This is a genomic window from Hamadaea tsunoensis DSM 44101 (assembly GCF_000428945.1).
Taxonomy (GTDB): Bacteria; Actinomycetota; Actinomycetes; order Mycobacteriales; family Micromonosporaceae; genus Hamadaea; species Hamadaea tsunoensis.
The window spans coordinates 92,100-117,525 of record NZ_AUAX01000015.1 but is presented as its reverse complement, the minus strand read 5'-3'; the positions used below and the strand labels follow the sequence as shown (position 1 = coordinate 117,525).

The window sequence follows — 25,426 nt, the reverse complement described above, 5'->3', positions numbered from 1 at the left end:
ATCATGCACCTGACGGGCTCGGTGGCAGCCAATCGGCATACGCGGCCGAGAGCCGGTCACGGTCCTCGGTGCTGTTGGTGAAAATGTCTGCACCGCCGTCATAAGGGTGGAAGACCCAGTCACAGGTGGTGTTGGTCAGGATGACGCCGTCGGTCATGTCGTCGGCCACGCACAAAAGAAGCCGGTCAAGCGCGGGATCAGCCATGGTGAGCGGGGTGGCGTAATGGTGCTGCCACGACTGGAAGCCTGGTTCTGTTGCCAAGTCGTCGCTTCGCCAATGGACGGCGTCCGGGGTGGTCGCGGCGACTGCCGGATCTCGCGGAGTCGGTGACGAAGTCGACGACCACGAGCAGGTGACCGCTACCAGTGTTCCGGCGCCGGGCATGGCGTCGCCGAGGAGCGCTTCCAGCAATGTGTGATGGCGGCGCAAGATTTCGGCGTGCTCGGCCGCCGAAGTTGCGTACCGCTTCGCATTCGGGAGGGTGTGGAATCGAACCCATTGCCCTGCGAACTGGTAGCGCAGCGGGTCGGCCGCAGGCGGAGAGCCTGGCCACGAGCTGTTCCAGGCGGCGTCAAGTCTAGTCACCTCGACGGATTGGACTTCGCCGCTCATGTCTACAAGATAGTTGATCAATTCCCTGGTGAGTACGCCGCCGATTGGGCATGATGCGGCTGGTGACCTTGGTGTTTCCGCCCCGGCTGACCGCATCTGCGGGCGCGATCCGAGCGGCTGCGCAACAGCGTGGCCTGGCGACCGTGCAGCTGCCGACGTTCGCCGTTCCAGCTGGCTTGACCGCTGAGCATGTGCACGCCGGACCAGGTTTCGCCGATGCCGTCGCCGGCAAGCTGGGTATCGCGTTGCTGGAAGCGCCGATGGACTGGTTGGCCCGGCTGCCGCGCCCGTTGGTCCGCCGCCGAGTCGAGGCGGTGCCGATCAGCCGCGCGTGGCAGCTACGCTCGCCCGCCTTCATCAAGTCGCCCAACGACAAGAGCATCAAGGCGATGATCTACAGCGACGGGACCCGGCTGCCCGGCTCCGACGCTGTGGATGCGGACACCGTGGTGCTGGTCAGCGACCTGATCGATCTATCCAGCGAATACCGGCTGTTCGTCCTCGACGGGCAGATCCACGCGGCCAGCCAGTACGCCGAGAACGGTCGCCTGCACATCGCCGATGCGCCTGCTGATGCGCTCGCCTTCGGTATGGAACTCTTGGCCGAGGTCGGTGCGAGCCTTCCCAGCGCGGTGGTCATCGACATCGGCGACACCGCCGACGGGTGGGCCGTCATCGAGGCGAACGCGGCCTGGGCCAGTGGATTGCTACCAGGCTGATCCTGATCGGGTGCTCGATGTGGTGCTTCGTGCCGCCTTGCCGGCCGGCAGCGTCCTGGACCGGGACCAACGGTTCGCGCGTCATAGCCTGCTCCGCACGGCGGCGACCGTTCCGTCGGAGGAAGGCCGGCAGGTTCCACGCTTTTGACCTTTTCCTCAGGCAGTGTTCTACTCCCTGCCGTGACGATCTTGACGAAGCTACAGTCTGCCGCTGTCATCGAGGAGACGGCCCGGCTGCTGACCGGGCAATACGTCTTCCCCGAGGTCGCCGAGCAGCTCGCCGACCTGCTGCAACGACGCCTCGCCGCAGGCGCCTACGACGTCGACGGTCCTGAGGAGCTCGCTGGTCTGGTCACCGCGGACCTGCAGTCCGTCAACGAGGACAGGCACCTGAGACTGAAGTACCACGCCGACCCGGTGTCCCCCGAGCAGGGCGCGGCGACCCTGGCGTCCATGCGCCGGGACTTCGACACCTCGCTGGGCGGTGCGCCGCGGGTGGAGCTGCTCGACGGTGGGGTCGCCGTGGTGGAGCTGGCGCCGATGCTGTTTCCGCTGGAGTGGGCCGCCGAGCCGGTGAGTGCTGCGCTCACGCTGGCCTCCAGCGCCCGGGCGCTGATCGTGGACCTCCGCGCCAACCGGGGCGGCGACCCGGACACGGTTGCCTTCGTCTGCAGCTACCTCCTGGACGAGCGTACCCACCTCAACACCATGTACTGGCGCGCGGGCGAGCGCAGCGAGCAGTCCTGGAGCCTGCCGCACGTTCCCGGCGCGCGCTTCGGCGGCAGCAAGCCCCTGTACTTGCTGTCCAGCGAGAGCACCTTCTCCGCCGCTGAGGAACTGGCGTACGACCTGCAGCAGCTCGGCCGCGCCGTTGTGGTCGGCGAGCCTACCCGCGGCGGCGCACATCCGTGCAGAGGCTGGACCGTGCACCCGCACCTGGAAGTCACCGTCCCCACGGGCCGAGCCGTCAACCCCGTCTCGGGCGCGAACTGGGAAGGCATCGGTGTGCAGCCGGACGTCCCCTGCGCTGCCGCTGAGGCACTCGACCAGGCGTACGCGTTGGCTCTCGCCCGGCTGGCAGGCTGACACAGCCCAGCTTGTTGCCGGTCGAAGGCCGCTCCCACGGGTAGCCGCTTCATGGACGAACACCCGCACATTCCGGCGGGGCCTGCGGTTAACCTGATTTCATGACCAGGGCGTTCGCTGTGGCTGCGGGCGACGGCGTGACACTGCCCGCGCCGATCGGCGGGGAGGTGACGATCAAGGCCGACACGCCGCGGACCAACGGCTCGATGACGGTGCTCGAATTCCTCGTTCCACCCGAGGCCGGTCCCGGCCTGCACAGCCACCTGCGCGAAGACGAGCTGTGGTACGTGCTCGCGGGCGAGTTCCGGTTCAAGGCAGGCGACGAGATGCTGTACGCGTCCGCAGGTGGTCTGGCCTTCGGCCCCCGGGGCCTCCCGCACGCCTTCCAGAATGTCGGCGACGAGCCGGGCCGGCTGCTGATCGTCACTACTCCGGCCGGCATCGAGCGGTTCTTCGAGCAGTTCGCCGAGGCGGCCGGACCGGTTGGCCCGGAGGGAATCGCCGATCTCGGACGGGCGAACTGGCTGGACTTCACCGGCCCGCCGATCGGGCTGTCCGAGCCTCGCTGAACTCTGTCTCGCTGCGCCCGTCCCACTCCGGAGATCGGCGATGGCCGAGCAGGGCCGCCACCAGGAACGGCGGCGACCCTGCTCGGGAGCGGTTGAACCGTACGGTTCAGATCAGTTTCAGGCTCGTCGAGACCTGGAGTTCCGTCTCGAACAGGCGCGGCCACGGCAGGTGCACCGTCACCGAGTCCAGGCTCGCGACGCGGGCGGTGACCGGGTGGCCGAGCAGGTAGCCGACCAGGACCCGGCGGCCGCCGAAGTAGCGGTCGTAGTAGTCCTGGGTGGTCGGCGTCAGGTGGTCTACCACCCACTGGTTCATCGGCGTGTACTGCTCGTCGGTCAGGCTGTTGGTGTTCCAGCCCTGCGACTGCCCGTACGCGATGGCCGCCGGCTGCACGTCGTTCTTCCACCGGTCGTCGATGACGAAGCGCTTCAGCAGGTACTCGACGTGCGCGTCGGCGGCCGTCAGCGCGATGGCGGGGGTGATGCCGTGGCGCAGCGGCTGGCGGGTCGCCTCCAGGAAGGCGTACCGGGACAGGCCTTCGGCCAGCGCGAGGCCGAGGGAGTTGCCGCCGGTGTTCCAGCCGGAGTAGCCGAGCAGGTCGAGCAGGGGCAGGCGGTCCTGCATCCGGGTGACCAGGTCGTGGTCGGCCTTGTTGACGATGACCGGGTCGTCCACGATCACGCTCTTGCCCTGGCCCAGCAGGTCCGCGGCCTGGGCGACGAAGCGGTCGAGGTCGGCGCCGCGGTCGGCCCCGGTCGCCGAGGGCGTGTTCACCAGCAGGTGGACCGACGACGCCGGGTCGACCTTCAGGCCGAGCGCCGCCAGGTGCCGGGTGATGTTGTCGGCGAACGGGATGTCCTCCAGCGCCGCGGTGAACGCGCTGCCGTCGACGCCGGCGTACTGGACGGCCACCGACGGGTGCACGTTGAGCTTGGTGAGCACGTAGCGCGCGACGAGCAGGGCGTCGATCTCGTCGGCGCCCGGGAAGATCTGCACCTTGTCGCCGACACCGAGCTGGGCGACGAGCTGTTCGAGCTGGACGCGCTCGGCCCGCTCCAGGCCGTAGGGCGCGGTGTCGTCCTCACCCAGGACGAGGTCGTCGATCGTGCCGTCGGCCACCCAGCGGACCATCTGCTCGTTGATGTCGTGGTTGCGCTGCCGGGCGGCGAGGTAGTCGGCGAGGACCTCGTCCGGGATCTGCGCCCGCTTGGCGTCGAGCTGTGCCTGGTACTGGGTCATGCCCAGGTTGACGACCTCGTCGTAGAGGATCGCCCATTCGCGTACGAGGGTGGCGTAGTCGGTGCCGTTGACGGTCAGGCCGGTCAGGGCGAGGCGCTGGATGGTGTCGAAGACGTAGAGCGGCGTCTTCGGGTGGGCCTGCCGGACCGCCTTGATCGGCTGGATGTGGGACTGGGCGTCCGCCTCGGACATCGCCGCCGTTCGCGAGGCGACGAGCCCGCCGTAGGCGAGCATGCTCGTCGACACCACGTACGCGTCGGCGTCGTTCTGGCTGGTGAGCCACTGCCCGACGGCCACCGGGTCGCCGGGCGTGGTGAACCGGCCGAGCAGATCGCGTGGCGGCGTGGTGACCGCGAGCCCGGCGAGGGCCGCGGTGGCGGCCGGCGCGAGCAGGTTGACCGGCCGGTCGTCCAGCGGCACCAGCGCGACGCGGCCCAGCGGGCGGGCTTCGCCGGGGCGGGCGGCCGCCGGCCCGTTCGCCGTGGCGGGGGGCGCGACGGCCAGTACGGCGACGGCGAGCGTCGCGGCACCAGTCAGCGCGCCGAGGGATCGGGTGAAGCGCACGGATCCTCCGTTCAGGGGGGTGCATACCGGAGTTTCTGTGGTCTAGTCCTAGTCAGGCCAGGTCTAGACCTGTGACGAGCCGACGCTAGACCCGCGCTTCTCCCGGAGTCAAGGTGTGGTCCCGGTCACAGGCCATGATCATGGGCTTGACAAGGGCACTTGCTGATGACGACTGTGGTCTAGACCTGAGCAGATGAGGTCTAGAGCTCTTGGGAGTCATCGTGAAGGAAATGTCGAGCGAAGTCCTCGTCGTCGGCGGCGGGCTGGGCGGGGTCGCGGCCGCCCTCGCGGCCCTGCGCCGCGGGCGGCGCGTGCTGCTGACCGAGGAGTACGCGTGGCTCGGCGGCCAGCTGACGAGCCAGGCGGTCCCGCCGGACGAGCACCCCTGGGTCGAGAGCTTCGGCGTGACGGCGAGCTACCGGGCACTGCGGGACGGCATCCGCGAGCACTACCGGCGCTGGTACCCGCTGACTCCGGCGGCCCGCGCGCAGTCGCACCTCAACCCGGGCGCCGGCTGGGTCAGCAAGCTGTGCCACGAGCCCCGGGTCGCCGCGGCCGTCATCGACGCGATGCTCGCCCCGTACGAGAGCGGCGGCGCGCTGCGGGTCCTGCGCGGCTACCGCCCGGTGGCCGCCGACGTCGACGGCGACCGGATCACCGCCGTCACGTTGCGGCACATCGACATCGGCGCCGAGCTGACCGCGACCGCGCCGTACATTCTGGACGCTACGGAGGCCGGCGATCTGCTGCCGCTGGCCGGGGTCGAGTACGTCACCGGGTTCGAGGCGCGCTCCGAGACCGGTGAACCGAGCGCGCCGGAGGCGGCCCAGCCCGCCAACTGGCAGGGCCTGTCCTGGTGCTTCGCGCTCGACCACGTCGACGGCGACCACACCATCGACCGCCCGGCGGCGTACGCCCGCTGGCGCGACTACCAGCCCGACTGCTGGCCGGACAAGATGCTGTCGCTGCGCTGGCCCGAACCCCGCACGCTGGAACCGGTGACGGGCGCGTTCGTCCCGAACCCCGGCGACGACCCGCTGGACGTCGTGGCCGACCAGAGCCGGGTGGCCAGCGGGCCGAACCTGTGGACGTTCCGGCGGATCGCGGCCCGCGACCTGTTCACGCCGGGCGCGTACGCCAGCGACATCACGCTCGTCAACTGGCCGCAGATGGACTACTTCGTCCGGCCGGTCATCGACGTCCCCGAAGACGACGCCCGCCTCGCGTACGCCGAGTCCCGGGAGCTGTCGCTGTCGCTGCTCTACTGGCTGCAGACCGAAGCCCCCCGGCCGGACGGGGGCACGGGCTTCCCCGGCCTGCGCCTGCGCGGCGACGTCGTGGGCACGGCCGACGGCTTCGCCCAGGCGCCCTACCTGCGCGAGTCGCGGCGCATCCGGGCCCGGACCACGGTCGTCGAGCAGGACCTCTCCCTCGCCGTACGCGGCGACCGCGGCGCGGTGTCCTATCCGGACTCGATCGGCGTGGGCATGTACCGCATCGATCTGCACCCCACCACCGACGGGGACACCTACCTCGACGTCGGCGCCTGCCCCTTCGAGATCCCGTTGGGCGCGCTGATCCCGCAGCGGACCGTCAACCTGCTGGCCGCCGCGAAGAACATCGGCACCACCCACATCACCAACGGCTGCTACCGGCTGCACCCGGTCGAGTGGAACGTCGGGGAGGCGGCCGGCGCGCTGGCCGCGTACTGCCTCGACAACGCCACCACTCCCGCCGCGGTGCACGCCGATGCCGGTCTCCTCGACGACTTCCGGGCGGGCCTCGCCCGCGAGGGCGTCGAACTCGCCTGGCCCCGGATCACGGGTTACTAGGAACCCCTCACCATTTCCCCTGGAGGACAAGGATATGAAGCGACTGCGCTGGATGGCCGGCGTACTCGCGGCCGGTCTGGCCCTCGCGGCCGCCGGCTGTGGCGGCGGTGACAAGGCCGAGGACGCCAACGGCCCGGTCTCGCTGCGCATGACGGTCTGGACCGCGAACAAGGACCAGCTCGCCCTGTTCGACAAGATCGCCGCGGACTACAAGACCACCCACCCGAACGTCACCGTGAAGTTCGACGCGCTGCCGTTCGCCAGCTACACCACCGCGCTCACCACGCAGGTGGCCGGCGGCAACTCGCCGGACCTCGCGTGGATCTTCGAGAAGGACGCGCCCGACTTCGTCTCCTCGGGCGCGCTGACCGACCTGACCCCGACCCTCAAGGGCACGGCCGGCTACAACTACGACGACCTCGCCCCGGCCACCACGAAACTGTGGGCCGCCGACGGCAAGCTCTACGGCTACCCGTTCTCCACGTCGCCGTTCGTCATGTTCTACAACGCCGACATGCTGACCAAGGCCGGCGCGCAGACCCCCGACCAGCTGATCGCGGCCAACCAGTGGACCTGGACCGCCGCCGAGCAGGCGGCCGCGAAGGTGCCGGCCGCCGAGCCGGGCAAGTTCGGCCTGGTGATCCGCGACTTCGACTACAAGATCTGGGACAACCTGGCCTCCCTGTGGGCGGGCTACGGCGCGGCGCCGTGGTCGGCCGACGGCAAGACCTGCCAGTTCACCAGCCAGTCGATGGTCGACGCGATGACGTTCCTGCACAACGCGGTCTACACCGACAAGGCGATGCCGCCGCCCGGCACGGCGGCGGACTTCTTCGCCGGCGACTCGGCGATGACCGTCACCCAGATCTCCCGGGCCTCGACCCTCAAGGACGCCAAGTTCAAGTGGGGCGTCGCGCCGCTGCCGGCCGGCACCGCCGGTGCGCAGCAGCTGTTCGGCCAGGCCGGCATCGGCGTCTTCGGCAAGGCCAAGCACCCGCAGGCGGCCGCGGACTTCCTGGCCTTCTTCAGCAACCCGGACAACTCGGCGAAGCTGGCGCAGTACTTCCCGCCGCCGCGCACGTCGCTGCTGAACGCGACCACGCTGAAGGCGGCCAACCCGCTGCTGACGGCGGAGCAGCTGGACAGCGTCGTCATCAACGGCATCAAGAACGGCACCGTCAAGGCGAGCCACTCCGGGTACGCGAAGATCGACGAGGCCGTCCGGGCCGCGATGGACGCGTACTACCAGCAGGGAGCGGACGTTCCCGCGGCGCTCGCGGGCGTCTGCAAGGCCGTCGAGCCGCTGCTGAGCGCGGGCAGCTGACAGTCATGAGCGTCTCGACCGCATCCGCGGCGGACACCCGTAGCGGCGGCCGGGGACACCGGCCGCCGCCCGGGCGGGGCCGCCGGAACCACCGGATGACCGCCCGACGCCGCGACGCGGTCGCCGGTTACCTGTTCGTCGCACCGCAACTGCTGGGCTGGGCCGCCTTCGTCGGCTGGCCGATCGTCGCGGTGGTCTGGTACAGCCTGCACAGCTGGAACGTGCTCGCCGGCACGTTCGACTGGGCCGGGCTCGCCAACTACAAGCAGCTGGCACACGACCCGGCGCTGGGCGCGGTCCTGCGCGCGACGCTGTTCTTCTCCGTCGGGCTGGTCGTGCTCAACCTGGCCCTGGCGCTGCTGCTGGCGGTCCTGCTCAACCAGCGGCTGCGCGGCACCGCGCTGTTCCGGACCATCTTCTTCTCCCCGGTGGTGGTCTCCCTCGTGGCGTGGGCGATCGTGTCGGGCACCCTGCTGCAGGGCACCGGCGGCATCAACGCGCTGCTGGCCAAGGTCGGCATCACCGGGCCCAACTGGCTGCACGAGCCGGGTACGGCCCTGATCGCCGTCATCGTCACCCAGACGATCAAGAACGTCGGGCTCAACATGGTGCTGTTCCTGGCCGCGCTGCAGGGCGTACCGGAGGACCTGTACGAGGCGGCCGCCCTCGACGGGGCGTCGCGGTGGCGTACCTTCTGGCGGATCACGTTCCCGCTGATCACGCCGACCGTGCTGCTGACGTCGATCATCACGGTGGTGGGCTCGTTGCAGGTCTTCGCGCCGATCCAGGTGCTCACGGCCGGTGGTCCGGGCAACTCCACCAACGTCCTCGTCTACGACCTCTACAAGCAGGGTTTCGTGGCCCACGACCTGAGCTACGCCAGCACCCTGGGGGTCCTGCTGTTCGCCATCGTCCTGGTGCTGACCGCGATCCAGTGGCAGATGCGCAAGAGGTGGGTCGTCAATGAGTAGCAGGAGCGCCGACAACAACCAGAAGCGCGCCGACAGCCGCAGCCGCGCATTGTCGCTGCCGCGCTGGGCGAAGATCGCCCTCTACGTGGTCATGACCGTCCTGGCCATCCCGTTCCTGTTCCCGACCTGGTGGATGGTGACCGCCTCGCTGTCACCGGCCAACGACATCTACAGCCGGTCGCCGAAGCTGTTCCCGACGCACCCGCTGTGGTCGGACTACAAGCAGGTGTTCGAGCTGCAGCCGTTCGCGCACCAGTACCTCAACAGCCTCTACATCGCCGCCCTGGTCACCGTCGGCACGATGGCGGTCTCGGCCCTGTCCGGGTACGCCTTCGCCCGCATCCGGTTCCCGGGGGCCGACGCGCTGTTCTTCGTGGTGCTGACCGGCATGCTGGTGCCGGCCGAGGTGACGATCGTGCCGCTGTTCCGGATGGTGCAGTCGCTCGGCCTCATCGACACCCACTGGCCGCTGATCATCATCCCGATCTTCGGCGCGCCGAGCGTCCTCGGCACCTTCGTGATGCGCCAGTTCTTCCTGGCCCTGCCGGCGGAACTGGAAGAGGCCGGCCGTCTCGACGGGCTGGGCCGGTTCGGGCTGTTCCGCAGCATCGCCCTGCCGCTCGCCCGGCCCGCCCTGGCGGCGGTGGCGATCTTCACGTTCCTGCGTACCTGGGACAGCTATCTGGAACCGCTCGTCTACCTGTCCACGAAGGACAAGTTCACCCTGCCGCTCGCGCTGACCCAGTACACCGACGCCTACGGCGGCAACATCTGGAATATTCAGCTCGCCGCGACGACACTGACGGTCCTGCCCGTACTCGCGGTGTTTATCATCGCGCAGCGCCAGTTCGTGGCCGGCCTCGCCCAGACGGGGTTGAAGGGATGAGCGCGCCGACGGCCGCCGACGGCCAGGTGGGAGCAGTGTCGATGGAGCAGACCGAGGGACCGGCCGTCGCCAAGCACGCCTGGCTGCGCCAGGTGCTGCGCCAGGAGGTCGCCGAGCGGATGGCCCCGCACGAGATGCTGCCGCCCGAACGCGAGCTCGCGGCACGTTTCGAGGTCAGCCGGATGACCATCCGCCAGGCCCTGCGCGCGCTCACCGACGACGGCCTGATCTACGCCGTCCGCGGGGTCGGTACCTTCGTCACCGAACCCAAGGTCTCCAAGGACCTGGCGCTGTCCTCGTTCTCCGAGGACATGCGCGCCCGCGGCCTGCGGCCCGGCTCCCGGCTCATCGCCGCCGAAGCCGTCGAGGCCGACGCGGCCACCGCCAAGGACCTCGGCATCGAGCCCGGGGCGGCGGCGTACCGCATCGAGCGGCTGCGCTCCGCCGACGACATCCCGGTCGCGCACGAGCAGGCGTACCTGCCCGCCCGGCTGTTCCCGAAGCTGCTCGAACAGGACCTGGACGGCTCGCTCTACGACCTCATGGAACGCCGGTACCGCATCCGCGTCGAGCGCGCCCAGCAGACCACCAGCGCGGTCAACCTGGGCAAGCACCTCGCCGACCTGCTCGGCGTACCGGCCCGCACGGCCGCGCTGCACGTGCGGCGGATCGGCATCGACAGCCAGGGCCGCATCGTCGAGCGCGCCGACACCCTCTACCGCGGCGACCGCTACGACTTCTCCGCGACCATCCGACGAGTACGCCGATGACGGCCGGTCCTGATCACGACCTCGTCATCGGCGTCGACATCGGCGGCACCAAGACCGCGGTCGCGGCGGTCGACGGCGACGGGCGGGCGTACGCCATCCGCGTCGCACCGACCCCGGCGGCCGAAGGGGCCGCGGCGATCCTGGACACCGCCGCGCGCCTGGCCGACGAGGTCCGCCGCGAAGCCGTCGGAACCATCGCGGCGGTCGGTGTCGGGGCGCCCGGAGTCGTGGACGCACGGCGCGGCGTCGTCGTCTCGGCCACCGACCTGCTGCGCGGCTGGGCCGGCACCCCCGTCGCCGACCTGCTGTCCGAGCGGCTCGGCCTGCCGGTCGCCGTCGACAACGACGTACGCGCGGCCGGCCTCGGCGAAGCCCGCCACGGCACCGCAAGCACGGGCGGGCTCGTCCTCGTGGTGGCCGTCGGCACGGGCATCGGCGGCGCGGTGGTCCGCGAAGGCGTACTCCTGCCGGGGTTCAGCGGTGTGGCCGGGCACCTGGGCCACATCCCGGTGCCCGGAGTGGGGGACGACCTGTGCTCGTGCGGCCGCCGCGACCACCTGGAGGCGGCCGCGGCCGGGCCGGCGATCCTGCGCGCCGCCCGACGCGCCGGGCTGCCGGTGACCACGACGGCGGAGGTGATCGCGCTCGCCGAGAGCGATCCGCGGGCCGCGACCGTCGTGACGCACGCGGCCACCGTGCTCGGCCGCGCCCTCGGCGGTGTGGCCAACCTGCTCGACCCGGAGACGGTCGTGGTCGGCGGGGGAGTCGCCGAGGCCGGTGACGTGTGGTGGCAGCCACTGCGCGCGGCCTTCCACGCCGAACTCCTGCCGCCGGCCGCGCCCGCGCTCACCCCGGCAGTCCTCGGTACGCGGGCCGGCGTCATCGGCGCCGCCGCCCTGGCCCGCGATCTCGTCAACGGAAGGACCCTGCGATGACCGACGCCGCAGCATCGGCGCTGGCCGCGATCCGAGGCGGCCTCGTCGTCTCCTGCCAGGCCCCGCCCGGCGACCCGATGCGCGACCCGGAGGTGCTGGCCCGCCTGGCCGCCTCGGTGGTACGCGCGGGCGCGGTCGGCGTACGCGTCAACGGCGTCGAGGTCGTCCGCCGGACCCGGGCGCTCGTCACGACCCCCGTGATCGGGCTCTGGAAAGACGGCGACGAAGGCGTCTACATCACCCCGACGGCCCGGCACGCCCTGGACGTCGCCCGGGCGGGCGCCGACATCGTGGCCGTCGACGGCACGACCCGGCCCCGACCGGACGGGCGTACGCTCGCCGACACTGTCGCGGCCGTGCACCGGCAGACCGGGGCGCTCGTCCTCGCCGACGTATCCACAGTGGATGAAGGCCTGGCCGCGGTCGACGCGGGCGCCGACGCGGTCGCCACGACGCTGTCCGGCTACACCGGTCCGGGAGGACCGCCGGCCGGCCCGGATCTGGAGCTCGCCGCGGCACTGGCGGGCAAGCTCGGCGTACCCGTGATCGCCGAAGGCCGGATCCACTCGCCGCAACAGGCGCGCGCGGCTCTGGACGCGGGGGTGTGGGCCGTGGTGGTCGGGACGGCGATCACGTCGCCCGCCTGGCTGACGGGCCAGTACCAGGCCGCGATGGCGGCCTGAACGACTCATCGTTCCGCGTGCGGGATGTCGGTCCGGTGTGGTAGCCAGGACGCATGGCGCAAGACACCGTGACCGTCGTCCCGGCCAACGAGGCGAGCTGGGACGACCTGCAGACCGTGTTCGGCCGCGGCGGCGCGGCGACCTGTCAGTGCCAGCGGATCAAGCTCGGCGACCACGACTGGTTCGACATGCCGCCCGAGGCACGGGCGCAGCGGCTGCGCGAGGAGACCGACTGCGGCCACCCCGAAGCGCCGGCCACCACCGGGCTCGTCGCGTACCTCGACGGTGAACCGGTCGGCTGGGTGGCCGTCGAACCGCGGGCGAACTACCGCCGGCTGCGCGGCTCCTCGGTGCCCTGGACCGGCCGCAACGAAGACCCCGCAGACCCGGATGTGTGGGCGATCGTGTGCTTCGCGATCCGGGCCGGCTATCGCCGCCGGCAGCTGACCCGGCCGCTCGCGGTGGCCGCCGTCGAGTACGCCAGAACTCATGGCGCGCAAGCGGTCGAGGCGTACCCGATGGTGCCGAAGGAAGGTCAGAACATTTCCTGGGGCGAGATGAACGTGGGGTCCCGCAACACGTTCCTCGCCGCCGGACTGCGCGAGGTCAGCCGTCCGACCGCCCGCCGAATCGTGATGCGCCTGGACTTCCCCGAGGCATAGGGTCGCCGGCCGTCGTGCTCAGGGGGACACCGGCTCCGAGACGGCGGCGGTGGCGGGCGCCTGGACCGGGACGGTCGCCCAGCGGACCGCCGGGACCATCGCCGCCCCTGCGGCGGCGAACGCGAGCCCGAGGACCAGCCAGCCGGCCGGACCGCCGTTCAGGATCAGCGTCGTCAGCAGCAGCGGACCCAGCATGCGGGCCACGGCGATGCCCATGCTGAAGAATCCCTGGTACTGGCCGGTCTTGCCGTCGGGCGCGAGGCCGAAGCTCAGCTCCCAGCCGCCGGAGACCAGCATCATCTCGGCGAACACCTGGATGAGCGCCCCGGCCAGCAGCGCCGCCGCGGCGGGCCACGCCGACGTGCCGTACGCGCTGAGCGCGAAGACCGCGCAGGCCAGTCCCATGACCGCGCCGGCCCAGCGGATCGACCGGGCGGCGACGGCCAGGCTGGATATCCGGCGGGCCATGCGGACCTGGAAGGCCATGACCGAGATCGTGTTGACCACGAGGACCGCGGAGACCATCCAGCGCGGCGCGTGCGTACGCTCGGCGATCCACAAAGGAACGACGACGCTGAGCATCGGCATGTAGAGCATCATCACCATGTTGAGCGCGGCGACGACGGTGTAGCGGCGGTCGCGGAGCACGGCCAGGCGCGGCTCGCCGCCCGCCCGGCGCGGGGAAGGGGCGACGGACGGCAGCCGGGACAGGACCGCGGCGGCGATCAGGAAGCACAGCGCGTCGACGGCGAACGCGACGTGGTAACTGGTGGCCGTTCCCACCGTCAGGGCCAGGCCGCCGAGCGCCGCGCCGACCGCCATCCCGCCGTTGCCGGCCGCCTGGAGGTAGGCGCGCGTCCGCGTCCGTTCCTCGGCGGCCACCAGTCCCGCGAGCAGCGTCTGGCGGGTGATGCCGAAACCCGTCTGCAGGCAGGCGTACGCGCACGCGGCCAGCACGAACCACGGGAAGGAGGGTACGAGGAGGAAGGCGCCGAGGGTGGCCGCGATCAGCAGGGCCACCGCGATCGAGGTGCCCCGGGGGCCGAACCGGTCGGCCAGCTGTCCGAACGGGATGCCCGCGAGGAATCCGGCGCCCCAGCCCAGCGTCAGGCCGAGACCCGTCTGCGTCGGCGACAGCCCGACGATGTGGGTGAAGTACACCACCGAGCACACGAAGTACGCTCCGTCGCCCAGCGAGTTGGTCAGCTGTGCGACCGCGAGGACGCGGGGCACTCCGCGCGGCGGCAACATGTCGATCATGCTACTGCCCGTGTCCAGGCCGTTCCGAGCTAAATTTGCGTGGTCCGTAATTTTACGTACCACGCATTCTTGCGTGGCCCGCAGCTTTGGGCGTACTGTCGTGGCATGAGCTTGCGTGAGCGGAAGAAGGAGCAGACCCGCGAGGCCTTGAGCTGGGCGGCGCTGCATCTGGCCGTGGAGCGCGGCATCGAGAACGTGCGCGTCGAGGACATCGCGGCGGCCGCCGGGGTGTCCGCGCGGACTTTCAACAACTACTTCACCAGCAAGTTCGAGGCCATCTACTGGCGGGCGCTGGCCCGCTCGGAGGCCGCGGCCGTCGCGGTGCGCGAGCGGCCCGCCGGCGAGCCGCTCTGGGACGCGGTCATCGCGGCGGTCGTCGAGCAGTACACGGCCGAGGGTGAGTCCCGTGCTCCCGAAGGCTGGCAGGCGGGCGTACGCGCGATGATGCAGGCGCCCGAGATGACCGGCGAGTACCTGAAGCTGTCGCGGCGCACCGAGCGGGAGATGGCCGTGGCCGTCGCCGACCGGACCGGTACCGACCTGGACAAAGATCTCTATCCGCACCTGGTCGCGGCGGCCGTCGCCGCGGCCGTCTACGTGGCCACCGACCGCTGGATGCAGTCCGAGCCACCCGTGCCGCCCATGGCCTCGTTGATCGAGGACGGGCTGCGGCAGATCGCCGCGGGGCTCCCCGCGCCGAGGTAACCCGACCTTTCAGTCCTGTGTGGACCGACGGCCCCCGTGGCCGCCGGACGCTGGCGCATACCCGTGTTCCGGGGAGGAACAGTCATGCCCATCGCAACAGAAGACCTCGCAACAGAAGACCTCGCGACAGAAGACCTCGCGACAGAAGACGTCGTCATCGTCGGCGGCGGCCCCAACGGCCTGCTGCTGGCGTGCGAACTGGCGACCGCGGGCGTACGCCCGGTGGTGCTCGAACGGCTCACCGGGCCCAGTCCGATCCCCAAGGCCAACGGCCTCGTCGGCCGGGTCGTGCAGATGCTCGACTACCGCGGCCTGTTCGAGGAGTTCAGCGGTCAAGCCGGACCGCCCCGGCCGGCGCCGGCGTTCCAGTTCGGCGGGCTCGGCCTAGAGCTGCATCGCTTGCGGGACAACAATCCCGTGTACATGCTGCCGATTCCCCAACGGCGCATCGAGGAGCTGCTCGCCGCCCGGGCCGCCCGGCTGGGCGTCGACGTCCGCCGGGGACAGGAGGTCACGGCCGTCGAGCAGGACGCCGACGGCGTGACGCTGACCCTGGCGACCGGCGACCGGCTGCGCACCCGGTACGCCGTCGGCGCCGACGGCGGGCGCAGCCTGGTCCGCAAGGCGGCCGGGATCGACTTCCCGGGGATCACCGACACGGGCTTCATCTCCCGCCAGGGCACGGTGAGCGTCGATGCCACCGCCCTCGCCGCCGACGGGACGATCGATTCCCTGCCCCCGTACGCCTTCCACCGGTTCGCCGCCGGGATCTTCGTCTACGGCGTGTTCCAGCCCGGCCGGTTCCGTGTCTCGGTCCTGGAGTGGAACCAGCCGGACGCCGGGCCGGAGGGGCCGATCCCGCTGGCCGAACTGGCCGCCGCGATCGAGCGCGTCCTCGGGCGGCCGCTGCCCGTCTCGTTGCCCGAAGGCGACGCCGGGCCGGCGGAATCGTTGCGCCGCCGGCCCGGGGTGAACTCCCGGCAGGCTTCGCGCTACCGCGACGGCCGGCTCCTGCTCGTCGGCGATGCCGCCCACGTCCACTCAGGAGTCGGCGGCCCCGGGCTCAACCTGGGCATGCAGGACGCCGTCAACCTCGCCTGGAAACTGGCGGCGCAGGTGCACGGCTGGGCACCCGAAGGGCTGCTCGACTCGTACGAGAGCGAACGGATTCCGCTGGGGACGAGGGTTCTGATGCACACGCGTACGCAGATGCAGCTGCTGGAGCCCGGCGACAACGTCACCGCCCTGCGGGAGTTCGTGACCGGGCTGCTGACCGACGACGCGAACCTCCAGCGGGTCGCCGATCTGATGGCGGGGGCGGACGCTGTGTACGCGACGTTCGGCGACCGGCTGCCCGCGCATCCGCTGCTCGGCCGGTGGCTGCCCGACCTGCCCCTGACCGGTCCGGTCGGCCGGGCCGGGGAACTGCTGCGCGACGGCCGGCCGGTGCTGCTCGACCTCACCGGCGCGCTCGAGAACTTCGGTGACGACCACGTACGCCTCGTCACCGCGCGGGTGTCCGGCGTACCGGCCCCGGCCGATGCCCTGCTCGTCCGGCCGGACGGGTATGTGGCGTGGGCGTACGGGCCGGGGGCGGCGATCGACGAACTGCGGGCGAGTGCCCGGGAAGCGCTCAAGATCTGGTTCGGCTGACGGGTTCGATCCGCCGATCGCTGCGGCACCGCGCCGCAGCAGACCGTGCCGCGGAAGCCGGTCCCCGAGGGGAACGGCTTCCGCGGAGCGCTACCCGGCGACGCCGGTCCGGGTCACCACAGGCGGCCCGGCGTGGGGGAGCCGCTCGGCTGCGGGGACGCCCGCAGGCTGTCGTGCGGCGGGACGGCGGCGCAGTGCGTGCCGCGCGCCGGTGTCACGCCGGTGACGAGGTAGTCGTCGACCGCGCCGGTCACGCAGTCGCTGCCCTTGAAGTAGGCGCCGTGTCCCCAGCCGTCGTAGGTGAGCAGCACCGCGCCGCTCTGCCGGGCCGCGTCTTCGGCCCACTGGTACGGCGTGGCCGGATCGAACCGGCTGTTGACCATCAGGATCGGCGGCGCCCCCTGTACGCGCAGCGCGTGCTGCGGATTGCGGACCGGACCCGGCAGGCCGGTGCACCCGGCGACGGCCAGCTGGCCCAGCGGGGAGATCTTCATGTCGGGCGTGATGGCCGCCAGCGCGGCCTTGTAGGCGGCCCACTCGTAGTAGCTGCTCACCGGCAGCCGCCAGTCCTGGCAGAAGATCGCCTGGAACGGGTCGGGCACCGCCGCGCCATAGCCGACAGCCGGTTCCGGAGCGGCCAGCTGGGCCAGGTCGGCGGCCAGCGTACGCCAGTCCGGGTCGTACATCGAGCCGTGCACCAGGCCGAGCAGGTCCAGCGTACTCATCGTGTCGGTGGTGCCGGGCAGGGTGAGCTCGCCGCGGCCGGCCCGGGCGTAGAGGTCGGCGAACAGCGCCCGCACGTCGGTGCCGTGCAGCGGCGAGTCGGCCGTGCGGTCCGACCAGGCGACGAACTCGTCGAAGCTCTCCTGCAGCCCGACGGTCTCGGTGCGCATGAACCGCCACGTGGAGGAGATGCTGTGGTCCATGTCGGAGTCCAGCACCAGCGTGCGGATGCGCTGCGGGAACAGCTCGGCGTACTGCTGGCCGATCAGCGTTCCGTAGGACACCCCGTAGTAGTTGAGTTTCCGCTCGCCGAGGGCGTCGCGGATGGCGTCCAGGTCGCGGGCGACGTCGGCGGTGTTCATGTGGTCGTAGGCCGGGCCGGTCAATGCGCGGCAGCTTGCGTCGAGTCGCCGGTTGTGTTCCTGCAGGGCGGCGAACTGCGCGGGACTCTGCGGGTCGGCTGGGAACGCCTCGCGCTCCACAGCCTCGTCGCACAGCACCGGGTTGCTCAGGCCCACCCCCCGCGGGTCGAAGCCGATGATGTCGAACCGGCTGGCCACGGCGGGGCTGAGCCAGGCGCTCCGCTTGACGACCCTGACGCCCGAGCCGCCGGGGCCGCCCGGGTTGATCACCAGCGAGCCGATGCGGTGGGCCGGGTCGGTGGCCTGGCGCCGGACCAGCGCGAGAGAGACGGTCGGCCCCGAAGGCCGGGCCCAGTCGACGGGCACGGTCAGGGTGGCGCACTGCACGTCGGGTGCGTCGGTACAGGGCTGCCATGAGATGCGCCCGGTCGCGGCCGAGGCCGTGTCCGGCAGGCCAACCGCGCCGGCCGCGAGGACGACGGCGACGAGTGTGGCGATGGTACGTCGCATGGATGCTTTCCTTCCTCTTGGATCGGACACAATCGACAGTGCGTCGGCGTTCGCGTCGCGGCATCAGGGGAAAACCTGCTCGTACCCGTAAGGTGTGTGCGTCCGCAATGCGGCAATCCGGGCCGGGATACGATCCTGCTCTTGTCCGGTCCGAGACCATCGCGGAGGTTCCCTGTGGCGTCACTGGCCGAAGACCTTGACGGGTCGGCTGCCTGGATCTCCCAGGCGTTGTCGTCCTCGGGGTACCCCGCCGACTTCAGCCCCGGGAGTCTGTGGGCGGTCGACCGGTTCTTCGACGACCAGTCCGTCGCGGGCCGCGCGCGTCCGGGTGGACTTCTGGACAAGGACCTCGGGGGACGCTTGTTCGCCGTGGGGGCCTACGTCGGAGAGGTCATCCGGCGTGCGGTGGGTGCGCAGTGGCGCACGGACGATCAGGACCCGCACGGTGAGGTCAACGTCGAGCTCGTACTCCCGGACGGCTCCACCGTGTGGCCGGTCCAACGTGTGATGAAGCGGTTCAAGAACGGCGCCGAAGACGGCCTGGTCGCGTACGCGACGGCATTGGGGGTGGCGGTCGGCCCGGCGCCCGAGGTACCGACCCGGCGGTGGTGGCGCCGCAACCGGTGACTTGTCCGCCGACAGGGCTCTCCGTGGTGCGCGTCTCAGCCGGGCCAGGGCGGCTGGTACCGGTTCACGTAGGCGCGGGCGCGCGGGACCGGGTCGCGCCAGTACTGGTGCGGCATGCGGTGGACATGCGTCTGGCAGAACTCGGCGAGGTCGGTGGTGATCTCGATGCTCTCGGTCGGGCGACCTTCGAACTCCGCGTTGACGTTCAGCAGGTCTGATTCGGGGTTCCAGCCCGAGGAGTCGAAGGCCCACCGGTCCCAGGTGGCGTAGACGTGCAGGGGATGCCGTTCGCCGTCGAGGAACATCGCCCTGAGGGCGACTGGTCGGTCCTGGTAGGTGTCTCGGCAGACCCAGGCCAGGATGTGGCAGGCGCCGGAGGCGAAGAAGGCCTCATCGGGCCGTTCCCAGGAAACGCGTTGGTCCGACCGCTCGATCGGTGTCCGCCGGAATACGCCCGACGCTCGCGCTGGCATGACGCTGATGCTAATCGGCCGACCGCGCCAGGTGGCGAACTCCGTGACCTGATCGTCGGATTCAGACGATCGGCAGTTCCCGCTCGGCCGTGACGCTGATCGTCCGGTACCCGAAGCCGAGATGCTCGTTGAGCCGGCGCATGTCCTCGTTGCCGCGCTGCGTCCACGTGTACACCTCGGTGATGCCGTGCTCCGCCGCCCACCACAGGGTCTGGCGCTTCAGCGCCGACGCGATGCCGCGGCCGCGGTGGTCTCGGCGTACCGCGGTGAAGCCGTGTTCCGCGCGGTCGGGCACGTCCTTGTCCAGCAGGAGCGACGCCAGGCCGACGACCAGCTCGTCCGGCTCGCGGGTCAGGGCGACGAACGACGCCTGCGGCGCGTTGATCCAGTCGGCCTCCCACTGCTCCAGCGTCACCTGGAAGTCGCCCTCCAGCGCCATGTCGTGCACCGCCGCCGCGGCCACGTCGGCGTACGCGCGGGGCCACAGGTCCGGCCGTTGCGCGATGCTGACGATCTCGACACCCGCGGGTGCCTGAGGCCGCGGCTCGGTCCCGATCGCGCGTACCTGCTCGACCTGGCGGTCGATCTCCGCGAAGCCGAACCGGGTCGCGAAGCCCATCGACTCCGGATCGTCCACAAGCGCCCTGACCTGGCGGAAACCCAGTTCGGCGTACGCGTGGCCGGCCAGCGCCCGCAGCAGCGCGGTGCCGACGCCCCGGCGACGGAACCCGGGCAGGACGCGCGGTGCGATCGACGCCCGTCCGGCGATGTCCGACGGTGCGGTGATCCCGTGCCCGGCCAGGACGCCGTCGAGTTCGGCGAGCAGCAGGAGCTGACCCGGGCGTACGGACCTGCGGATCTCCGCCACAGTGGAGCAGCGTTCGTACGGCAGGACGGCGAGGCGTACGCGACGCCAGGCCTCCAGGTCCTCGTCGGTCTCGGCGGGGCGAATGGTGAGCACGCCTCACGCTAACGACGGCCGCAACGTGTTTACGCAGTGTAATTCTGACACGACTAACCGTATAAGCAGGCATTTCCCGGTAGCGGGGCGTCTCAGGCGGCATAATTCGCTCCTAGTGTCCGAGATCGGACAAAAGGAGCGAAATGCGAGCACTGCGTTCTGGCCTGGCCGCGGCTGTGGGAGTCTTCCTGGCCGGCACGGTCGCCATCGTCGTCGACCCGGCGCCCACCGAGGGCGCGCCCAGCCCGACGAATGCGACCATGACCCTGCGCGTCGGCGGTGACCGCACGACCGCGCAGGCCGTCGACGGCCCGGCCGGCGCGGTGTTCGACGTCTACCCGGGCGTCTCCGGAACCCCGCCGACGCTGGGTTCACCCACCTACAGCTGCACCACGACCGCTCCCACGGGCACCTGCAGCGTCGACGTCGCGGCCCGGACCGGGACGAACCAGGGCTACTGGATCGTCGAGCGCACCGCCCCGGCGGGCTATGCGGTCCTGCAGACGGTCGACACCGGACCCGGCCCGACCGTCGCGAGAACCTACAACCAGTTCTTCACCGGGACGATCCAGAACAACGTCGCGTACCAGTTCCCGACCATCAGTACCGGCAACACCAATCCGCTGGCGCGCGAGGACACCTGGGCCGACGTGCGTACCAACCCGCCGCTGCCCGACCACTGCGGCCTGAACATCGCGCTGCTCATCGACGTCTCCGGCTCGATCGCGCCCGACCTGCCGGCGGTGAAGGACGCCGCGGACGGCTTCGTCGACGCCCTCACGGGTACGCCGTCCAGGATCGGTGTCTTCAGCTTCGCCACCGGCGCGAACCAGATCCTCGGAGCCACCTCGGTTTCCGCCGCGAGCGGTGGGACGACGGTGAAGGACGCCGTCGCCGGGTTGACCGCGGGCGGCGGCACCAACTGGGACTCCGGCCTGTTCCAGGTCTTCGCGGCGACCACGAGGTACGACGCCGTCCTGATGCTGACCGACGGCAACCCCACCTTCTACGGCCCGAACTCCGAGGGGCCGGGCAACTACACCCGGTTCCGCGAGGTCGAGAACGGGGTCTTCTCCGCCAACGCCCTGAAGAACCTCGGCACGCGGATCGTCGCGGTCGGCGTCGGCGCGGGGATCAGCGGCTCGGCCAACAACCTCCAGGCCATCTCGGGCCCGACCGCCGGCAGCGACTACGTCCAGACCGACTACGCCCAGTTGGGGCAGACGTTCCGCGACATCGCGCTCAAGACCTGCTCCGGCACGATCAGCGTGGTCAAGAACGTGATCTCGCCGACCGGCACCATCGCGGACGGCGTGCCGACGGGCGGCTGGACCTTCGCCACCGCGACCTCCGGTGTCACGCCCGCCAGCGGCAGCACGGACAACACCACGGGCGCGCTCTCGTTCGACGTGGATCTCGCCGGCGCGACGACCAAGTCGGTGACGATCACGGAGACCCAGCAGGCGGGGTACGCGCTCGAACAGGTCGGCGGCCTGAACGCGACGTGCACCTCCGACGGCAACCCGGTCACGGTGACCAACTCCGGCGCGCTCGGGTTCACCGTGGACGCCCTGGCCAACGGCATCGTCACCTGCTCGGTCTACAACCGGGCGCCGGTCCCTCAATCCACCGTCCAAGTCAACAAGGTGTGGCGGATCAACGGCACGGACTTCCCGTTCCCCTCGCAGCCGACCGCCTTCCAGGCCGCGCTCGGCCTGACCGGTCAGACCACGCCGATCTGGTCGCAGGTGTACGGCGGCTACGTCGCCGGGGACTCGGTCACCGTCGGGGACACGCCCGACCTGACCCTGCTGCCGCCCGGCTGCACGGTGACGCCGAGCGGTGACCTCGGCGCCCACACGCTGGCCGCCGGCGCCAACGTGTACGCCGTCCTCAACACCGTCACCTGCACGACGACGCTGACCCTGATCAAGCAGGTCGTCAACCCGTACGGGCCGCCGGACACGCCGGCCGACTCGTGGGTGCTGTCGGCGTACCCGACGGGGGACCCGAACCCGCTGTTCGGCGGGACGACCGGCGTCTCGAACGCGGTGACCGCGGACACCCGCTACCTGCTCGGCGAGACCACGGTGGCGGGATACCGGCAGGAGGTGAACAATGGCGCGGTCATCGTGGCGCCGTCCACCGGCAGCTGGCACTGCTCGCTGCGGCAGCGCGACGGCACCCTCGGCCCCGAATACGACGGCCTCAACGGCGGCGTGACCGTCCAGTTGGGACAGCAGGCGGAGTGCACCGCCCGCAACATCGCCCAGCCCGCCCTGGTCACGCTGCGCAAGCTCGTCGACAATCCGTTCGGCGGCACCGCCGGCCCCAGGGACTGGGAACTGCAGGCGGATCCCGGTGACGGCGAACGGGCCCGGGGCCTCGGGGCGGTCCTCTTCCGCGGCCGCGACGGCGACGCCGTCATCATCAAGGCACTGGCGATACCCACCATCGCGTACGCGCTGAGTGAGAGCGGCGGTCCCGCCGGCTACGATCCGGTGGGCGTACCCGAGTGTGTCCTGACTGGAACGACCACCACGGTGCCGACGCCCGGCGGTGTCCTGACCCCGGAGATCGGCCAGGACATCACCTGCACGATGGTCAACATCCAGGCGTCCCCGAGCGCGTCTCCGAGCGAGTCCCCGAGCGCGTCGGCGAGCCCGAGCGGATCGGCCACGCCGCCGCCGAGCGGGAGCGCGACGCCGAGCCTGAGCCCGAGCCCGCCGCCGATCCCGGTGACCGGCGTGGCCGTGCGGTGGTTCGGGGGCCTGGGCCTGCTGGCGATCGTGATCGGCGTGGGGTTGCTGATCGTCGCTCGCCGCCAGCGGTACGCGGACGGTGACGAAGCCTGACCTTGAGGGGAAGTGTTCGCCGGCCTCGGGATCCCGAGGCCGGCGAACGTCTGTGTGACCGGTTACGGGCCCTCGTGGTCAGCGATCGCCTGCGGAGAACGGGCGGCGGACTCGCGGCGGAGGATCTCGACGATCCGGTCGAACTCGCCGGGCGGCAGCAGCATGGCGGGTATCCCGGCCCAGCGCCACTGGGCGTCCGGCGGCGAGCCCGCATACGGAACCGATCGGCCGATCGACGTCTCGTGGCGTTCCCCGGTGGTGGCCACGATCCACAGTGCCCGGTGCACGGCGATGTTGCCGTTGGTCCGGTTCAGCGACCAGTCCACGTCGAATGCCCGGATGACGTGCCAGGGATAGATGATCTCGTATGCGGGTCCGAGGGGCTGACTCGGATACGCGTTCATGTTCGCCCGCACCAGGAAACCTTGATCGCCGACGTAGACGCCGTGTCGCCCGGCGAGGAGGAAGAATGCCGCGACGAGAATCAGCAGCACCGGCACGGGGAGGAGGAGAGCCGGGACGTCGCCGAACCACACGGCCCGGACGATGGCCGGAACGACGATCACGGCGCCGAAGAAGACCCATCGCGAGAGGCCGGCCGTCGTGCGGTCTATCCGTCGCCAACCCTGCTGATGCAACCGACGCCCGATCATGGCGCCAGTGTGCGGCTACCCTGCAAGTGGCCTTCCGCGACGTTTGCCCGCTCGCCGGGCGCCGGCCATCCGGCTGAGCAGCAGTGTGATGATGCCCGCCAGGACGGCCGCCGCTCCGACGAAGATCGTCGGTGACAGGCGGGTGCCGGTGTTCGCCAGCGCCGGGCCGGACGGCGTCGGGGACACGGACGGCGGCACGGACGCGGCCGGTGAGGCGGACGGCGACGGAGTCGGCTCGGTCGCCGCGGTCACCGATCGCTCGGGCGACACGACCCGTCCGGCGTCACCGGTGGCGGTCGCGGTATTGGTGACCGCTCCGGCAAGCACGTCCTCGGCCGTCACCGTGTAGGTCCCGGTGCAGGTCGTGCTGTCGCCGGGCTGGCCCGCCGGGGCGAGCGAGGTGCTCGCGCAGACGACGCGGGCGACCCGGTCGTCGGCGACCTCGATGTCGGGCACCGGTACGCCGGTGACATTGGTGACCGTGTACGTGTACTCGACGGTGTCGCCTTCGCGGTACGCGTGACCCGTGTCGGCCGACTTGGTGAGATCGAGCAGAGACAGCGGTTGCATAGACCGTACGCGTACGTTGCCGATGAGGTGGACGTCGGTGAACAGGCCGGTGGACGCGCCGAAGCCGAACTTGTAGGTGTCGGGCACCGGGGTCGGCGCGTCGAATTCGAGCACCCGTTGCGAGCCCGCCCCGTCGTTGAAGTCGATGTCGATGGTGACGTGCGGCGCCGGTCCCGGACTGATCTGGATGGTCACGGTCCGCCGGGACGGCTGGAGCAACTGCGCCGCCTGCTCCGCGTTCGTGCCCGGCGGGAAGGCGGTCAACGGTCCCTGCAACCGGCCGGGCAGCGTCGAGGGCCACGGGCCCGTGGTGGTGAAGTTGCTGGTCGTGGCGGTCAGGAAGCAGTATCCGGTGATGCCGTTGCCCGGACCGCGGACGGTGACCATGTTCTGGCCGGGCCCGGGAATGCGGAACGGGGTACCGGCCGGCGACTGCCGGGCGCAGCCCTGCCCGCGCCGTTCCCAATCGCCGAAGTAGTTGCCGAGCACGTCGAATCCGACGCCGAGATACCCGTTGTCGACGCCGGGCAGGAACTGGTTGGCGGGGTTGTCGTCGGGCAGCTTCTTGCCGTAGCCGAGGCTGCCGCCGAACGCGCCCGGGGCGCTGAGTCCGCCGGCGCCGTCGACCAGGAAGAACGAGATCCCGTCCGCCGGTGTCGCGGGCGTCGTGGAGCCGTACTGGTACTGGTCGAAGGTGACCTCGATGCCCTCATCGGCGGGCAGTGCCTGGTCGAAGAGGACGGCGCCGGACGCGTCGTTGAGGTCGTCGGTGAGGCGGAGGAAGCCGAACGGCGCGCCGCCGGCCGGGGGGACCGGCCCGACCGCGGACGCGCAGCCGCCCAGCGGGTGCAGCGCGGCGCCCAGACCGGTGACCGCGGGCGCGCCGGTGAGGCAGGCGGATCCGTACCCGGAGAACCGATCGTCGGCGGAGGCGCCGGTGAACGGCTCGTCCACCAGGAGCGTTCCCTCAGCCGGCGCCGCCCAGCCGACTCCGCCGCCACCGGCCAGAGCGGCGATCACCAGAGCGATCCCCCCGACGAGTACGCGGCGAAGACGCGAGATTGATTCCGGTTGATTGGATCGCATATGTCCACATTAGTGACCTAGCCGGAGCGGGCCTGGCCGGAACACGCGTGCGCGGTGTCCATCCCCGTGGCCGCTCCGGCGCGGCAGGCCCGACCATGCCGGTCATCGCCGGACAGCGCGGTCGCCCGCGATAA

At 71.0% G+C, this 25,426-nt stretch carries 23 protein-coding genes; 15 read left to right on the top strand and 8 right to left on the bottom strand.

Annotation, left to right across the window (positions count from 1 at the left end):
• Window position 1: 1 nt before the first annotated feature.
• A complete protein-coding gene (locus tag G401_RS56005) occupies window positions 2-613 on the bottom strand; it encodes a DUF3885 domain-containing protein (RefSeq protein ID WP_157546024.1) in 612 nt (203 codons plus the stop codon).
• A gap of 62 nt (window positions 614-675) precedes the next feature.
• On the opposite strand from G401_RS56005, the gene G401_RS47280 reads away from it, so the two are divergent.
• The 3 genes from G401_RS47280 to G401_RS53055 all read left to right on the top strand — a co-directional run bounded on the left by G401_RS47280 (window position 676) and on the right by G401_RS53055 (window position 2,987).
• The gene (locus G401_RS47280; RefSeq protein WP_211240795.1) at window positions 676-1,332 is read left to right on the top strand and encodes an ATP-grasp domain-containing protein; all 657 of its coding nucleotides are present in this window, start codon (window positions 676-678) and stop codon (window positions 1,330-1,332) included.
• A gap of 189 nt (window positions 1,333-1,521) precedes the next feature.
• Window positions 1,522-2,418, top strand: coding sequence for a S41 family peptidase (locus G401_RS0121250; RefSeq protein ID WP_211240794.1), 897 nt, complete (start codon window positions 1,522-1,524; stop codon window positions 2,416-2,418).
• Between the two features lie 101 nt (window positions 2,419-2,519).
• Window positions 2,520-2,987 (top strand): cupin domain-containing protein, encoded by a 468-nt coding sequence (locus tag G401_RS53055; protein ID WP_051366942.1) that lies wholly within the window; start codon window positions 2,520-2,522, stop codon window positions 2,985-2,987.
• A gap of 106 nt (window positions 2,988-3,093) precedes the next feature.
• Here the strand turns inward: G401_RS53055 and G401_RS0121240 are convergent, their stop codons facing one another.
• Window positions 3,094-4,791, bottom strand: coding sequence for a DUF4127 family protein (locus G401_RS0121240; RefSeq protein ID WP_034592510.1), 1,698 nt, complete (start codon window positions 4,789-4,791; stop codon window positions 3,094-3,096).
• A gap of 230 nt (window positions 4,792-5,021) precedes the next feature.
• Between G401_RS0121240 and G401_RS0121235 the strand changes: the two genes are divergently transcribed.
• The 8 genes from G401_RS0121235 (at window position 5,022) to G401_RS0121200 (ending at window position 12,854) form a co-directional block, all read left to right on the top strand.
• A complete protein-coding gene (locus tag G401_RS0121235) occupies window positions 5,022-6,623 on the top strand; it encodes an FAD-dependent oxidoreductase (RefSeq protein WP_027344090.1) in 1,602 nt (533 codons plus the stop codon).
• Window positions 6,624-6,657: 34 nt separating this feature from the next.
• The gene (locus G401_RS0121230; RefSeq protein ID WP_051366941.1) at window positions 6,658-7,947 is read left to right on the top strand and encodes an ABC transporter substrate-binding protein; all 1,290 of its coding nucleotides are present in this window, start codon (window positions 6,658-6,660) and stop codon (window positions 7,945-7,947) included.
• 95 nt (window positions 7,948-8,042) lie between these two features.
• The gene (locus G401_RS0121225; RefSeq protein WP_027344088.1) at window positions 8,043-8,918 is read left to right on the top strand and encodes a carbohydrate ABC transporter permease; all 876 of its coding nucleotides are present in this window, start codon (window positions 8,043-8,045) and stop codon (window positions 8,916-8,918) included.
• Entirely contained in the window at window positions 8,911-9,804 is an 894-nt protein-coding gene (locus G401_RS0121220; protein ID WP_084557443.1) for a carbohydrate ABC transporter permease, read from the top strand. Before G401_RS0121225 ends, G401_RS0121220 begins: the two co-directional genes overlap by 8 nt.
• Window positions 9,801-10,574 (top strand): GntR family transcriptional regulator, encoded by a 774-nt coding sequence (locus tag G401_RS0121215; protein WP_211240793.1) that lies wholly within the window; start codon window positions 9,801-9,803, stop codon window positions 10,572-10,574. The genes G401_RS0121220 and G401_RS0121215 overlap by 4 nt, the downstream gene beginning before the upstream one ends.
• Complete coding sequence (locus G401_RS0121210) at window positions 10,571-11,509, top strand: ROK family protein (protein ID WP_027344085.1); 939 nt, start codon at window positions 10,571-10,573, stop codon at window positions 11,507-11,509. The genes G401_RS0121215 and G401_RS0121210 overlap by 4 nt, the downstream gene beginning before the upstream one ends.
• Window positions 11,506-12,192: an N-acetylmannosamine-6-phosphate 2-epimerase gene (locus tag G401_RS0121205; RefSeq protein ID WP_027344084.1), complete on the top strand. Its 687-nt coding sequence runs from the start codon at window positions 11,506-11,508 to the stop codon at window positions 12,190-12,192. Before G401_RS0121210 ends, G401_RS0121205 begins: the two co-directional genes overlap by 4 nt.
• A 53-nt stretch (window positions 12,193-12,245) precedes the next feature.
• Entirely contained in the window at window positions 12,246-12,854 is a 609-nt protein-coding gene (locus tag G401_RS0121200; RefSeq protein WP_027344083.1) for a GNAT family N-acetyltransferase, read from the top strand.
• An 18-nt stretch (window positions 12,855-12,872) separates the two neighbouring features.
• On the opposite strand, the gene G401_RS47270 is transcribed toward G401_RS0121200, so the two are convergent.
• Complete coding sequence (locus G401_RS47270; RefSeq protein ID WP_245601801.1) at window positions 12,873-14,105, bottom strand: MFS transporter; 1,233 nt, start codon at window positions 14,103-14,105, stop codon at window positions 12,873-12,875.
• A 114-nt stretch (window positions 14,106-14,219) separates the two neighbouring features.
• Between G401_RS47270 and G401_RS0121190 the strand changes: the two genes are divergently transcribed.
• The gene (locus G401_RS0121190) at window positions 14,220-14,819 is read left to right on the top strand and encodes a TetR/AcrR family transcriptional regulator (RefSeq protein WP_027344082.1); all 600 of its coding nucleotides are present in this window, start codon (window positions 14,220-14,222) and stop codon (window positions 14,817-14,819) included.
• A gap of 84 nt (window positions 14,820-14,903) precedes the next feature.
• Window positions 14,904-16,472 (top strand): FAD-dependent monooxygenase, encoded by a 1,569-nt coding sequence (locus G401_RS0121185; protein ID WP_051366940.1) that lies wholly within the window; start codon window positions 14,904-14,906, stop codon window positions 16,470-16,472.
• Between the two features lie 113 nt (window positions 16,473-16,585).
• Here G401_RS0121185 and G401_RS0121180 read toward each other — a convergent pair whose 3' ends face one another.
• A complete protein-coding gene (locus tag G401_RS0121180) occupies window positions 16,586-18,067 on the bottom strand; it encodes an alpha/beta hydrolase (RefSeq protein ID WP_027344080.1) in 1,482 nt (493 codons plus the stop codon).
• A gap of 174 nt (window positions 18,068-18,241) precedes the next feature.
• Here G401_RS0121180 and G401_RS47265 point away from each other — a divergent pair, with 174 nt between their 5' ends.
• Window positions 18,242-18,694: a hypothetical protein gene (locus tag G401_RS47265; protein ID WP_051366939.1), complete on the top strand. Its 453-nt coding sequence runs from the start codon at window positions 18,242-18,244 to the stop codon at window positions 18,692-18,694.
• Window positions 18,695-18,729: 35 nt separating this feature from the next.
• On the opposite strand, the gene G401_RS0121170 is transcribed toward G401_RS47265, so the two are convergent.
• Both G401_RS0121170 and G401_RS0121165 read right to left on the bottom strand, forming a co-directional pair.
• Window positions 18,730-19,167 (bottom strand): hypothetical protein, encoded by a 438-nt coding sequence (locus G401_RS0121170; RefSeq protein ID WP_027344079.1) that lies wholly within the window; start codon window positions 19,165-19,167, stop codon window positions 18,730-18,732.
• Window positions 19,168-19,228: 61 nt separating this feature from the next.
• A complete protein-coding gene (locus G401_RS0121165; RefSeq protein ID WP_027344078.1) occupies window positions 19,229-20,128 on the bottom strand; it encodes a GNAT family N-acetyltransferase in 900 nt (299 codons plus the stop codon).
• A gap of 143 nt (window positions 20,129-20,271) precedes the next feature.
• On the opposite strand from G401_RS0121165, the gene G401_RS0121160 reads away from it, so the two are divergent.
• Entirely contained in the window at window positions 20,272-22,983 is a 2,712-nt protein-coding gene (locus G401_RS0121160; protein WP_051366938.1) for a vWA domain-containing protein, read from the top strand.
• Between the two features lie 62 nt (window positions 22,984-23,045).
• On the opposite strand, the gene G401_RS0121155 is transcribed toward G401_RS0121160, so the two are convergent.
• Window positions 23,046-23,636: a hypothetical protein gene (locus G401_RS0121155; protein ID WP_157546021.1), complete on the bottom strand. Its 591-nt coding sequence runs from the start codon at window positions 23,634-23,636 to the stop codon at window positions 23,046-23,048.
• A gap of 15 nt (window positions 23,637-23,651) precedes the next feature.
• Window positions 23,652-25,226, bottom strand: a complete 1,575-nt coding sequence (locus G401_RS0121150) for a DUF7507 domain-containing protein (RefSeq protein WP_027344075.1) — start codon at window positions 25,224-25,226, stop codon at window positions 23,652-23,654.
• Window positions 25,227-25,426 lie beyond the last annotated feature (200 nt).

Bases quoted from the DNA above. Each gene is read 5' to 3' on its own strand.
- G401_RS56005 (WP_157546024.1), bottom strand. From the start codon at position 613: ATGAGCGGCGAAGTCCAATCCGTCGAGGTGACTAGACTTGACGCCGCC.
- G401_RS0121210 (WP_027344085.1), top strand. From the start codon at position 10,571: ATGACGGCCGGTCCTGATCACGACCTCGTCATCGGCGTCGACATCGGC.
- G401_RS0121235 (WP_027344090.1), top strand. From the start codon at position 5,022: ATGTCGAGCGAAGTCCTCGTCGTCGGCGGCGGGCTGGGCGGGGTCGCG.
- G401_RS0121180 (WP_027344080.1), bottom strand. From the start codon at position 18,067: ATGCGACGTACCATCGCCACACTCGTCGCCGTCGTCCTCGCGGCCGGC.
- G401_RS0121225 (WP_027344088.1), top strand. From the start codon at position 8,043: ATGACCGCCCGACGCCGCGACGCGGTCGCCGGTTACCTGTTCGTCGCA.
- G401_RS0121215 (WP_211240793.1), top strand. From the start codon at position 9,801: ATGAGCGCGCCGACGGCCGCCGACGGCCAGGTGGGAGCAGTGTCGATG.
- G401_RS47270 (WP_245601801.1), bottom strand. From the start codon at position 14,105: ATGTTGCCGCCGCGCGGAGTGCCCCGCGTCCTCGCGGTCGCACAGCTG.
- G401_RS53055 (WP_051366942.1), top strand. From the start codon at position 2,520: ATGACCAGGGCGTTCGCTGTGGCTGCGGGCGACGGCGTGACACTGCCC.
- G401_RS0121185 (WP_051366940.1), top strand. From the start codon at position 14,904: ATGCCCATCGCAACAGAAGACCTCGCAACAGAAGACCTCGCGACAGAA.
- G401_RS0121155 (WP_157546021.1), bottom strand. From the start codon at position 23,636: ATGATCGGGCGTCGGTTGCATCAGCAGGGTTGGCGACGGATAGACCGC.
- G401_RS0121205 (WP_027344084.1), top strand. From the start codon at position 11,506: ATGACCGACGCCGCAGCATCGGCGCTGGCCGCGATCCGAGGCGGCCTC.
- G401_RS0121200 (WP_027344083.1), top strand. From the start codon at position 12,246: ATGGCGCAAGACACCGTGACCGTCGTCCCGGCCAACGAGGCGAGCTGG.
- G401_RS0121170 (WP_027344079.1), bottom strand. From the start codon at position 19,167: ATGCCAGCGCGAGCGTCGGGCGTATTCCGGCGGACACCGATCGAGCGG.
- G401_RS0121220 (WP_084557443.1), top strand. From the start codon at position 8,911: ATGAGTAGCAGGAGCGCCGACAACAACCAGAAGCGCGCCGACAGCCGC.
- G401_RS0121230 (WP_051366941.1), top strand. From the start codon at position 6,658: ATGAAGCGACTGCGCTGGATGGCCGGCGTACTCGCGGCCGGTCTGGCC.
- G401_RS0121160 (WP_051366938.1), top strand. From the start codon at position 20,272: ATGCGAGCACTGCGTTCTGGCCTGGCCGCGGCTGTGGGAGTCTTCCTG.
- G401_RS0121190 (WP_027344082.1), top strand. From the start codon at position 14,220: ATGAGCTTGCGTGAGCGGAAGAAGGAGCAGACCCGCGAGGCCTTGAGC.